A 12,180-nucleotide genomic window follows, 5' to 3' on the forward strand; every position below is an offset into this window, starting at 1 on the left:
GCCGGCCCCGCCACGCTTCGATGCGGTGGAGGTGCCTCGGGAACAGGCCGATGACGGCTGCGGGGGCTTCCGCCCGGAGGGCTACGATGATGCGGGCCGCGTCGGCCTCCTCCTCCCGGCGGACGGAGCCCAGGATCACGAAGGGCGATCCGGGCGGCGCAGGCCTTGCGATGGGGCGGTTTTCGCCGTCGGCCGCTGACGGCAGGCTGCCCAGCCGGTCGAACTTGATGTTGGGCATGACCCCGACGCGGGCGGCCCCGAAAAGCCGCCGAAACCGGGACGCGTCAGCTTCGGAAACGGCCAGAACGCGATGGGGCGCAGCCCGGCCCCAGAAGGAGGGCCAGGTCAGGTAGCGGTTCAGGCTGCGGGGGGAGAGCCTCCCGTTGAGGATGAGGATGCATGCCCCCGACAGCCGCAGCTCTCGGAGGAGCCCCGGCCAGATCTCCGTCTCGAGCAGGACGGCCACGGCCGGCCGGACCCGGCGGACGACGCGTCTCATGACCCGCGGCCGGTCAAAGGGGAAGCAGGCGGCCGAGGGGCGGATATGGCGCGAGGCCAGGGCGGGAATGCGGAGCGTCTCGCGATGGATGTCCAGCCCCTGCCGGGTGTTGGCGGTGAGCAGCACCCTCAGGGGAAAGGCGCCGGGCTCCAGGCGCTTCACGATCTCCCGGGCAAGGTAGGCCTCCCCCACGGAGGCCGCCTGAATCCACAGCGGCGAAGGGGGCGGCAGATCGATGCCCCGGCGCTGGGCGAATCCGTCCGATAGACGGGGGCTCATGCGGAGGAGCGGCATAACCGCGCCCCACAGGAGGTCATAGCACAGATAGGCCGCCCGAATCCCCGGCGAGTCGATCTTCATGGAGTCATTCCACATTCAAGAGGGTGATGACGGCGAAGCAGGAGAAGAGGAGGTTGGCCGTCCACGCCGCGAGGATCGGGGGAATCACGCCGCCGTAGCCCAGGGAGATGCAGAAGCTGTAGAAGATCCAGTAGAGGAAGGCGATGCCGATGCCGGAGGCGACGCCCACGGGAATGCCGTCCCGGATGGCCTTCCGGCCGGCGATGCCGGCGCTCACGAAAGCGAGGATGAAACAGATGAGGGGAAAGGCGGTCTTGCCATGCAGATCAACCCGGTATCGGGTGGCATCATATCCTTCCGATTCGATTCTGCGGAGATATGCGTAAAGCTCCACGAGGCTCATCTCCTCGGATTTCTTGACGACCGCTTCGAGGCTCTCGGGGGAGATGCCGAGACGGAGACCGATCGGCCCGGGGTCGACGTGGACCCGGTACTGCCCGGTGGCCGTGTCCAGCACCTGCCGCATCATCCCGAAAACCTCACAGCGGCCGGATTCGATGCCGCCGGGGCCACCGTTCGGGCGGGCAGCATTTTCCGCCGGGCCGGGGGGCGGTTCCGAAAAAATCGCTTTTTCGGCGTCCATCCTCTCGACCAGACGGAAATCCCTGTCGAAATCGTAGACGGTGATGCCGAAGGCCGCGCGCCTGTCCCGGTCGTAGTATTTGATGTGTGTGATCCGCTGGTTCTCCTTCAACCAGATGTTCTTCTCCCGGGAGACCACCGCCGCCCGTTTCTTCACCTCCCCCCACCAGATGGCGTTGGCCCTTGCGGCCGTGACGGGTACGAAGACCTCGGCGGTGAGGAAGAGGAGGAGGCTGAAGGCCAGCCCCAGGCCCGCAAGGGGTTTGAGCAGGGTGTGGTAGCTGACGCCGCCGCTTTTCAGGGCGATGATCTCATTGTGCCTGCCCATGAGGCCGAAGGTGACCAGGACGGAGAGAAGAAGGACCACGGGCAGGACCTGTGCGGCGATCATGGGGATCTTGTAGGCCAGATACGCCGCCATCCGGGTCAGGGGAACGCCCGCCTCCATGAAGTTGTCGATACGCTCGAAGAAATCCACCACCAGGTAGATTCCGACGACGGAGATGAGGAGGATCACGGCATATCGAAGGATTTCCCGGATCAGGTATCGGTAGAGGATGGGCATGGGCTCTTCCGGCGGGTTCAGGCGCCCTGGGCGTCGACCCGCGTCTTCTCCGCCGGGGTGAACTGCATCGTGTGGAGCTTGAAATATTCTCCGCGGCGGGCCATGAGGTCGTCGTGGGTGCCCTCCTCGACAATCCGGCCGGCGACCAGCACGAAGATCCGGTCGGCATGGGCGATGGTCGACAGGCGGTGGGCGATGACAAAGGTCGTCCTCCCCTGCATGAGGTTTTCGAGGGCCTGCTGCACGAGCATCTCCGATTCCGTGTCCAGGGCCGACGTGGCCTCGTCGAGGATCAGGATCGGCGCATCCTTGAGAATCGCCCTCGCGATGCAGATCCGCTGTTTTTCTCCGCCGGAGAGGCGGCCTCCCAGCTCTCCGATCCGGGTGTCGAATCCGTCAGGAAACCCCTGAACGAAATCAAAGGTATAGGCGGCCCTGGCCGCGGCCGCTACCTCCGGCATGGGGGCCTCCGGCCGGCCGTAGGCGATATTGTTCCGGACCGTGTCGTCAAAGAGGATGGTGTCCTGGGTCACGATGGCGATCTGCCGCCTGAGGGAGGCGATGGAGAACTGCCGGATGTCGATGCCGTCGATGCATATCCGGCCACGGGTGACATCGTAAAACCGGGGAATCAGATTGACCAGGGAGGTCTTGCCGCCGCCGCTCATGCCCACCAGGGCGATGATTTCCCCCGCGCGGACCCGCAGATCCACGTCCGAAAGGGCGGGATTCTGGCCGTTGTAGGTGAGGCCGACCCCCTCGAACGCGATCTGCTGAAACGCCGGATCCAGGGTCAAGGGGCTCGCGGCATCCGCGATCTCCGACTCTTTTTCGATGACGTCGAAGACCCGGTCGGCGGCCGCGAGCCCCTGCTGGACCTTGTTGTTGAGCTTGCTCAGCTTTTTCACCGGATCGTAGAGCATGAGCACGGCCGCCATGAACGAGAAGAACGTCCCGGCGGTGGAGGTGCCGTCCACGACCCGGGAGCCCCCGTACCAGATGATGAAGGCGATGCCGATGCCCGCCAGGAATTCCATCACCGGGGAGGAGAGGGCGTTGACGATCACGGCCTTCATTTCAAGCCTGAAAAGATCTTCGGTTTTTCCGGCAAAGCGCTTCTTTTCGTAGGACTCCATGCCGAAGGCCTTGACGATCTTGTTTCCGGCAAAGGTTTCGTGAAGGAAGGCGTTCATGTCCGCCATGGCCCGCTGGCAGCCCGTGCTCACCTTCCGCATGCGCCGGCCCATGGCGACAATGGGGTAGAAGGCCGCCGGCAGGATCAGGAGCGCGAATACCGCCATCTTCCAGTCCCGGTAAAAAATCACCGCCGTCAGGCCTGCGATGGTGAAGACGTCCCGGAGCAGGCTGGTAACGGAGGTGGAGACCATCTCCTTGATGATATTGACGTCGTTGGTGATGCGCGACATCAGGACGCCGGTCTTCTCCTCCTGGAAAAAGGACAGGGGGAGGTCCTGGATATGGTCGTAGAGGGTGTTGCGGAGCCTCCGGATGACGTCTTCGCCCGCGTAGGCCATCAGGTAGTCCTGGCCGTAGGTGCCGATCCCCCGGAGAAAATAGATGGCGACGACGGCCATGGGGATCAGCATCAGCATCCTCGCGTCCCGGCTGAAAAAGATGTCGTCCAGGACCGGCTTGACCATGAACGCGGTGGCCGACGTGGTGGCGGCGATGACGAGCATGCACCCCATGGCCGCGGCGAGCCGCAGCCAGTTGCTGCGGATCATGCCGAGCAAACGTCTATGCCGGTTTTTCAGAGCGAATCGCTTCATCACATCCATCGGTGACGCGGCCGAAATACCGGTCGGCGTTCAGGGTAATGCGGCACAACTCCCCTTCGAGACGGAGGCGGCAGGCTTCCCTCACAAGGTCGTCGGCGTCCGCAGGGATGGAAATCGGATCGCCGTAGACGACGCGGCATTCGGTAAACGGACGCGGCAGCATGAACCGGTCCCAGCTCGAAAAAATTCTGGCATGCCTGGCGCTGTATGACGCAGGATAGATGGGGATTCCCGTCTTCTGCGCCAGCAGGATGACGCCGGGCTGGACCCGAAAACGGGGCCCCTGGGGGCCGTCGGGGATGATGACGGCCGACCCGCCGCTGCGAAGGCGCTGGATCAGCGTGCCCAGGGCCCGGCGCCCCCCTTTGTTCGTCGAGCCCCGTATGGTTTCGAACCCCTGGCGCTCCAGGATGCGGGCGATGATCTCGCCGTCATCCGAACGGCTCACCAGAATCGAGGCCCGCCAACCCCTGTAGAGGTAGGCGAACATCAGGATCCGGGAATGCCATATGGCGCCGATGCACTGTATCCGGGCGCCCGCCGCTTTGAGGTGGTTTGGGTCGCCGCCTTCAAAATGGATCCGGGTGGTGGAAAAAATCGCCTGGATCAGCCATGTCCCGAAAAGTCCGACCAGCCGCCATTTGAGTTCAGTCATGACAAAACCTCCGCTTAGCCCCGGCAAGCAGCTTCAGCGCGATTTCCGCCGTGCGCGCGGACGCGCCGGATTGCCCCAACCGCGCCCTCAGCGCCATGAGCGCCCTCCTCGTTTTCATGAGACCCTCCCTGTCCGAAAGCAGGGCCGTGACCGTCCCGGCGACCCGCTCAGGGCATGCGTCCTCCTGGACAAGCTCCGGAACCAGGCGCTTTTCCGCGATCAGGTTGACGAGGCTGATGTGGTCGACGCGGATCAGGGCCTTGCCCAACCGGTAGGAGACGGGCGAAACCTTGTAAATGACGACCATGGGTAAGCCCGCGAGGGCCGTTTCAAGGGTGGCCGTCCCGGATGCGGCGACCACCAGGGTCGCGCGGCGGTGGATATTCGCGAGATCCCCGGAGACCACCTCGATATCCGGCGGGTGCCGCTCTGCGGCCATGACGGCCGCAAACCGCCCGGGGCTGACGGAGGGCGAGCGGGAGAGCAGAAACCTTGCCCCGGGATGACGGCGGCGGAGGATGACGGCGGCGTCCAGCATGACCGGCAGGAGCCGCTCGATCTCTCCTTCGCGGGAGCCCGGCAAAAGCCCGATCACCGGGGGACCCCCCAGGCGTTCGGCATAGTCTTCCGACCCTGGTGTCTCCTTTGCCCCGTCCATGAGGGGATGTCCCACAAAGGTCGCGGCAATGCCGTGACGCCGGTAGAACGCCGCCTCAAAGGGCAGGATGACGGCCATGTGGTCGATCCGCCTCCCGATCTTATGAACCCGTCCCGATCGCCACGCCCAAATCTGAGGGCTGATGTAGTAGAGCACGGGAATGCCCCGTTTTTTGGCGCAGCCCGCGACATGAAGGTTGAAATCGGGGTAGTCGATCAGGATGAGAAGCCCGGGGCCCTGCCGCAGCAACTGTTTTGCGGCGGACATCGCCCTCAGGATGTTTTTCGCTTTGGAGAGAACCTCCGTGATGCCCACCACCGACAAATCCGAGGCATCGACCCGGATGTCGACCCCGGCGGCCGCCATCCGCCCGCCCCCGATGCCCACAAAGGGAATACGGGGATTTTTCTCCCGCATGGCCAGAACGAGCTTGGCCCCGTGGGCGTCTCCGGACGCCTCTCCGGCGATGATCATGACGGTGTCCGGGGAGAGGGTCGGACCGGACGGCAGGGCCTTCGGCATGGCTACTGCTCCAGAAATCGGCGGTTGGCCGCCTGGATCTGATCCATGACGGAGAGGGCCACCCGGAGGGCGTCCCGGCCCATCTGGCCGGTGACCTCGGGCGCCTCGCGGAACCGGACCGCCCGGACGAAGGCCCGGAGCTCGTCGTCGAGGGCATCCCCCTGGGTGAACCGGCGCCGCTCGATGTCCATGCCCGGAATGATGCCCCCTTCCCGCCCGTCCTTCCGGATGATGGTGATCTCGTGGTTGGCGAAATCGACGGAAATATACGCGTTTTTCTGGAAGAGCCGGATCTTCCGTTCATTTTTGATGGATATCCGGCTGGCCGTTACGTTGGCGACGCACCCGGTTTCGAACTCAAGGCGGGCGTTGGCGATGTCCACATGGTCGGAAACCGCGGGGATCCCGGCGGCGTGGATGCTCTTGACCTCCGATTTCACCACGGTGAGGATGATGTCGATGTCGTGGATCATGAGATCGAGAACCACGCTGACATCCGTGCACCGGCTCTTGAACATGCTGAGCCGGTGGGACTCGATGAACATGGGCTTGCTGACCACATCCTTCAGCGCCCCGACGGCGGAGTTGAAGCGCTCCAACTGGCCGACCTGAATGATCCGACCGCCCGCCTCGGCGATCTCGATGAGTTCATCGGCCTCCGCCAGGGTTGTGGTCATGGGTTTTTCAATGAGCACATCCACGTCATGGGCAAGAAAGAACCGGCTGATTTCATGATGCCGGGGGGTCGGGGCCGCGATGCTGACGGCATCCACCTTCCCCAGAAGTTCACGATAGTCTGCAAAGGCGGTGGTGCGGTTGGCGGCTGCCACCGACGCCGCCCGGGAGGCATCGGGGTCGACCACGCCCGCCAGGGCGACATCCGTCATGTTCGCATATTTTTCGGCGTGAAATTTTCCGATATACCCTGCCCCGATCACGCCAACCCGCAGTTTTTCCATGGTAATCCTGCCTCAAAAAGCAACGGGGAGCCGGTCGCTCCCCGAACATGAATGGTCAAGGTTCCGAGATCACTCGTTATCCAGCCGTCACCGGGTGATGCCCCGGCTGGAAGACTGAATGAAATCGACAAACTGGACCACCTCCGGAAGCTGATCCACCTCGGCTTTCACGCGCTGGATGGCCTCGTTCATCGTCAGTCCGATGCGGAACACGATTCTGTAGGTTTTTTTCAGCGCGGACAGGGTCTCTTCGTTCATGCCCCGCCGTCTCAGGCCGACCTTGTTGAGGCCGTGGAGCGTGGCCCGGTCGCCCGCTGCGATCACGTAGGGGGGAATGTCCTTGACCACCGCCGATTTGCCGCCCACATAAGCGTGCTTCCCGATCCTCACGAACTGGTGGATGGCCGTCAAGCCGCCGACCGTCACGTAATCCTCGATGGTGATGTGGCCGGCCAGGGTGGCGTTGTTGGCCAGGATCACCTGCCTGCCGGTCTTGCAGTCGTGGGCGATATGGCAATAGGCCATGAGAAAATTTTCCTCGCCGACCTCGGTGATGCCGCCGCCGAAGCCCGTTCCCCGGTTGATGGTGACAAACTCCCGGATGACGGTCCTTCTTCCGATCCTGACATAGGTTTTCTCCCCCTCGAACTTGATCGCCTGGGGCTCGGCCCCGATGGAGGCAAACTGGAAGATCCGGCACTCCTCCCCGATGGTCGTGTAGGGATCGACGGCCACATGGGGGCCGATGACCGTGCCGGCCCCGATGACGACCTCTTCACCGATGATGGCATAGGGGCCGATGGTGACGCTGGAATCGATCTCCGCTTTGGGGTCGACGATGGCTGTGGGATGTATCATGGCTGCTCTCCAATGGATGCAAGAACCTCGGCTTCGGCGACGCGGTTTCCATCCACCGTGGCGACGCCGGAAAGCTTTGCCGCCCTGCCCCGGGACTTGATCATATCGATTTCGAATATCAACTGGTCGCCGGGCACGACGGGCTGCCGGAACCGCGCCTTGTCGATGCCCATGAAATAGACCAGGGACCCGTGCTTTTCCGGCGGCAGGGATTCGATGACGAGCACGCCCCCGGCCTGGGCCATGGCCTCGATGATCAATACCCCGGGCATGATGGGCGTCCGGGGGAAATGGCCCTGGAAAAACGGCTCGTTGATGGTGACGTTCTTGAGGGCCTTGATGCGCCTTCCGGGTTCGAGTTCGAGAATCCTGTCCACCAGAATGAAGGGATACCGGTGGGGCAGGAACCTCATGATGTCGGTGACGGTATAGGGTCTATCCATTTTCCTCCACCTTGGCGATGCGTTTTTCCAGTTCGGATATTTTTTTCTTCAGTTCAGGCAGTCCGGGAATGATCCTTTGGACCCTGAGCCACAGCTTGTGGGGCATCTCCGGGGAGCCGGAAACCACCTCCCCTTCGGGCACGGGCCTGCCAACGCCCGCCTGGGGACCGACCACTGCGTTGTCCCCGATGGTGAGGTGTCCGGCGACGCCCGCCTGCCCGGCAAGAATGGCGTGCCTGCCGATGGTGACGCTGCCCGCGATGCCGACCTGGGCCACCAGGAGGGTGTCTTCACCGACGGTCACGTTGTGGGCGACATGGACCAGGTTGTCCGTCTTGACGCCCCGCTGGATCCATGTTTGGCCGAACGTCGCCCGGTCGATGGCGTTGAGCGCCCCGATTTCGACGTCGTCGTCGATCTGGACGATGCCGGTGTGGGGAATCTTGTGGTACCGTTTCCCGTCGGGGGAAAACCCGAAACCGTCCCCGCCGATGACCGTGCCCGCGTGGATGATGACCCGGCTGCCGATCCGGCAGCGGTATCGGATCGTCACATTCGGATGGATCTCGACGTCGTCGCCGATCACCGCGTCGGCCTCGATGACCGCACCCGCGTGGATGCGGACCCGGTCTCCGATGCTCACCCGGTCCCCGATCACGGCCGACGGCCCGATGGACACCGGGCTCCCCATCCGGACGCCTGTGCCGATAAACGCCCCGGGGCTGATATCGTCTGGAATTTCGGGCGGCGGGAAAAAGAGCGCGATGGCTTTTGCGAAGGCCACGGCGGGATTGATCGCCGCCAGGGTCGCCAGGGAGGCCGTCGTGAAGCCGCGGGGGACGATGGCCGCCCCGGCGCGGCAGTCGTGAATGCGCTTCAGGAATTTGGGGGCGGCCGCCAGGGTGAGGTGTCCTTCCGCCGCCTGATCGAAGGGGGCGACGCCGGAAATCTCCGTGTCCGGGTCCCCCTGGACCTCGCCGCCGATCCGCCGCGCGATCTCCGAAAGCTTCATCTTCATGGTCGCCGTCCCGCTATTTTTTGTCGTACATCTTGATCAACTGATCGGTAATGTCGATCCCGTTCGGATTGTAGAGCGCTGCGCTTTTTTCAAGGATGAGGGTGTAGTTTCCACTTTTCCCGATGCTTTCCACCAGGCTGAAAACATCCTTCTGCACCTTTCGGATGATCTCCATCTCATAGTCCTTGAAGTCTTCGGCGGACTTTTTCTGAAGGGCCTGGAAATCCATGATCTTGATCTTGAACTCGCGGGCCTTGGTTTCGCGCGCATCGGCGTTCATCACCATGGCTTCGGCCTCCAGCTTTTTCTTTTCAGCCTCCAGAGCCTTGCCCTTGCCGACCAGGGACGACTCGACGCTCTTTCCTTTTTTTTCGATCTCCGCCTTTGCGGCTTTCCCGCTCTTGGATTCCCTCAGGACCTTCTGGAAATCGATGACGCCGATCTTGATGTCGGCGGCAAACACCTGCGCGGTCAGCAGCACCGTGAGTAAAGATACCATCCATGCGAATTTGTTGAATTTCAAAATTTCCTCCTTCATGAGCAGGCGTGGCTTTGCACCCTGCTTTTTTGATGTTTTATTGAACAAACGTCTTTCAGGCGAAAACACCCCGGGTGGTAAACGATTTAAAAAGCGCTTCCCATGGCGAATTCCCACTTTCCGGCGTCCTCTCCCTCCTCACGGTCCAGTTTGTAGCCGTATTCGATGCGGATGGGGCCCATGGGGGAATACCAGCGGATTCCTGCGCCGGCGCTCTGGCGCAGGTTCCCGAAGTCGATGTTGTTCGATTCGGCGAACACGTTGCCCGTGTCGTAAAAGACCACCCCGACCATGCCGGCTTTCTGGATCAGCGGGAAGATGTATTCGGCATTGAACTGAACGAATTTCTCGCCGCCGATCTCGGCGCCGTCTTCATCGAAGAGGCTGATCTCCTGCCAGTCAAAACCGCGCACCGTATCGATGCCGCCCAGATAGAACTTTTCATAATCGGGCAGAAGCAACCCGGAAGATTCAGTTACATATCCGGTGCGCCCCCGCAGACGGCCGACGGTCTGCCAGAACAGGGGAACGTACTGACTCAGCTCTCCCACCACCTTGGTAAAGCCGATATCGCCCCCCAGGCCGGCATATTCCAGCGCCACTTCGTGGAACCCGCCGCGGGTGGGATTGAAGGCCCGGTCCCGGGAATCGTAGCGAAGCGTTGCCATGACGGCGCTGGTGGTGTTTTCACCCTCCAGTTCCTTCACGTCCCGGGAGGCATCCTCGGTGATGTCCGAGATGTCGCTGATGTCGTACCGGTAGCTCAGGTAGGCCCGGGTGTAGTCCCAGACCGGATATCCGAAGCGGACCACGCCGCCGACGGCGTTCTTGTTATAGGTATCGTATTCCCGATCCCAGTTGTAGAGGTCGAAACCGGCCGACAGGGGGATGTCAAACAGCCACGGCTCCGTGAAGCTCAGGGTATACCGGGTGGTCTCGGAACCCAGTTCGCCCCGGAGCTGGAGGGTCTGGCCCCGGCCGAAGAGGTTCCGCTGGGCGATGGACGCCATGACGAACAGATTTTCCGTGCTGCTGTAACCGCCGCCGAAGCTGAACATGCCGGTCGGTTTTTCGGTGACATCCAGCTTGAGGATCATCTTGTCGTCGCTGCTCCCCTTGCGGGTATCGACCTTGATGTCTTCAAAATAGTCGAGTCGGGTCAGGTTGGCGACGCTCCGCTTCAGCTTGCGGCCGCTGTAGAGGCCGTCCTCGGCGATAGTCAGCTCGCGGCGGATCACCTTGTCCCGGGTTTTGGTGTTGCCGCTGATGAGGATCTTCTCGAAACGAACCTGCTCTCCCTGAGTGACCTCATAGGTGATGTTCACCTGGAGATCCTCTTCGCTTTTGTCGATGATCGGGGCGATATCGGCGTAGGCATACCCTTCGTCGGAGTAGATGTCGGTGAGCCGAAGTACGTCCCCCCGGACCACCTCCCGGCTGTAGTACTCCTGCTGGGTGATCTTCAGAGAGCCCAGAAAATCCGCTTCCGGCAGGATGAGGTCGCCTGTCATGGAAACCTTTCCCACCTTGTACCGCCGCCCCTCGTCGAGCTTGATGGTGATGTAGATCCAGTTGTCCTCATAGGCGACCTCGGGATTTCCGACCTTGGCATCGATATACCCGCTGTTCTGGTAGTGGGCGATCAGCAGCGAGGCGTCCTGATTGAGGTTTTCCGTGTTCAACTCGCCCGAGGAGGTGATCCATGACCAGAATCCTTTTTCGGAGGTCTTCATGATCTTTTTCAGATCGTCTTCCGTAAAGGCCTGGTTTCCCATAAACTTGATCTCCTTGATGCGGACTTTCTCCCCTTCCTCGATGATGAAGGCCAAGTCGGCCTGGTTTTTTTCCAGGGCAAGCACCTCATAGGTCACCTTGACGTTATGATAGTTCTTTTCCTTGTACATCGACTCGATCCGTTTGATGTTGCTGTTGACCATGTAGATGTTAAGGATCGATCCCCGTTTGATGCTGAGCGCCTCTGAAATTTCCTTGTCATCGAAAATTCGGTTTCCCGTTGTCTTGATCCGCTTGATCGTGGGCTTTTCCTTGACCTCGAAAATGATGATTTTGCCCCCGGGCGCATCCTCCGATTTTATTTTGATGTCATCAAAATAGCCCATGCGGTAGACGGCCTTGAGGTCTTCCGAGAGTGTCTTGGGAAGAAACGCCTCGCCTTCCCGTATGCGGATGGCCCTCTTGATGGCGTCCTCCTCGATCCGCTCGTTCCCGACGACGTCGATCCGCACCACCGTCTCTCGTTTGAACAGGCGCAAACTCATGTCCTCCGTGAGTTCCTTGACCATGACCGAAAGATTTTCGATCCCCCGCCCCTCGACAAAGAACGGCATTGGCGGGGCCGACCCCTCGGCGGGCGCCATTTTGGCGTCGATGCTGATGTTCTGGCCGATGCGCGTGAGGCTTCCCCAGATGACGTAATCGGCATTCCGAGACCTGCCGAAGCCCTGGATCTCCGATATGCTTTTGGTGTCGACCGCGGCCCCCTCGGCCCCGGCGGGGACGATCTCGGCCCCCTCCTGCTTCAGGTAGGATTCGATCACCTCCGGGAGATTTTTCCGAAGGTAGTCACGGCCTTCCAATGCGTTGATTTCAAAGGGCAGGACCGAGACGCGAACGGTTTCAAGCCCCCATGAGATGCCGGCGGAAAAGCAGAATATCAAGAACACGGACAGCCTCAAAGGTCTCAACATACCCTTCCCCTTTCAA

11 protein-coding genes are annotated in these 12,180 nt (G+C 61.7%); all 11 read right to left on the reverse strand.

What is annotated here, in order from left to right; translation table 11 throughout:
- Positions 1-859: 3-deoxy-D-manno-octulosonic acid transferase (locus ACEW8N_RS15045; RefSeq protein ID WP_373500656.1), on the reverse strand; the 859-nt coding region annotated here is incomplete at its 3' end.
- A 4-nt stretch (positions 860-863) separates the two neighbouring features.
- Positions 864-2,006 carry an LptF/LptG family permease gene (locus tag ACEW8N_RS15050; protein WP_373500657.1) on the reverse strand — a complete coding sequence of 381 codons (1,143 nt, stop codon included), beginning with the start codon at positions 2,004-2,006 and terminating at the stop codon, positions 864-866.
- Between the two features lie 17 nt (positions 2,007-2,023).
- Positions 2,024-3,796, reverse strand: a complete 1,773-nt coding sequence (gene msbA, locus ACEW8N_RS15055) for a lipid A export permease/ATP-binding protein MsbA (RefSeq protein WP_373500658.1) — start codon at positions 3,794-3,796, stop codon at positions 2,024-2,026.
- Positions 3,765-4,460 (reverse strand): lysophospholipid acyltransferase family protein, encoded by a 696-nt coding sequence (locus tag ACEW8N_RS15060; RefSeq protein ID WP_373500659.1) that lies wholly within the window; start codon positions 4,458-4,460, stop codon positions 3,765-3,767. Before ACEW8N_RS15060 ends, msbA begins: the two co-directional genes overlap by 32 nt.
- Positions 4,453-5,640, reverse strand: coding sequence for a lipid-A-disaccharide synthase (gene lpxB / locus ACEW8N_RS15065; protein WP_373500660.1), 1,188 nt, complete (start codon positions 5,638-5,640; stop codon positions 4,453-4,455). Before lpxB ends, ACEW8N_RS15060 begins: the two co-directional genes overlap by 8 nt.
- A gap of 2 nt (positions 5,641-5,642) precedes the next feature.
- The gene (locus ACEW8N_RS15070; RefSeq protein ID WP_373500661.1) at positions 5,643-6,599 is read right to left on the reverse strand and encodes a Gfo/Idh/MocA family protein; all 957 of its coding nucleotides are present in this window, start codon (positions 6,597-6,599) and stop codon (positions 5,643-5,645) included.
- A gap of 87 nt (positions 6,600-6,686) precedes the next feature.
- Entirely contained in the window at positions 6,687-7,457 is a 771-nt protein-coding gene (gene lpxA, locus ACEW8N_RS15075) for an acyl-ACP--UDP-N-acetylglucosamine O-acyltransferase (RefSeq protein WP_373500662.1), read from the reverse strand.
- Positions 7,454-7,900, reverse strand: a complete 447-nt coding sequence (fabZ, locus tag ACEW8N_RS15080; protein ID WP_373500663.1) for a 3-hydroxyacyl-ACP dehydratase FabZ — start codon at positions 7,898-7,900, stop codon at positions 7,454-7,456. The genes lpxA and fabZ overlap by 4 nt, the downstream gene beginning before the upstream one ends.
- Complete coding sequence (gene lpxD / locus ACEW8N_RS15085; protein ID WP_373500664.1) at positions 7,893-8,918, reverse strand: UDP-3-O-(3-hydroxymyristoyl)glucosamine N-acyltransferase; 1,026 nt, start codon at positions 8,916-8,918, stop codon at positions 7,893-7,895. The genes fabZ and lpxD overlap by 8 nt, the downstream gene beginning before the upstream one ends.
- A 13-nt stretch (positions 8,919-8,931) precedes the next feature.
- On the reverse strand, positions 8,932-9,441 hold the full coding sequence (locus ACEW8N_RS15090) for an OmpH family outer membrane protein (RefSeq protein WP_373500665.1): 510 nt from the start codon (positions 9,439-9,441) through the stop codon (positions 8,932-8,934).
- Positions 9,442-9,542: 101 nt separating this feature from the next.
- A complete protein-coding gene (gene bamA, locus ACEW8N_RS15095; RefSeq protein ID WP_373500666.1) occupies positions 9,543-12,164 on the reverse strand; it encodes an outer membrane protein assembly factor BamA in 2,622 nt (873 codons plus the stop codon).
- Positions 12,165-12,180: the final 16 nt, after the last annotated feature.

It is taken from the genome of Desulfococcus sp., from assembly GCF_041737845.1.
Lineage (GTDB): Bacteria > Desulfobacterota > Desulfobacteria > Desulfobacterales > Desulfococcaceae > Desulfococcus.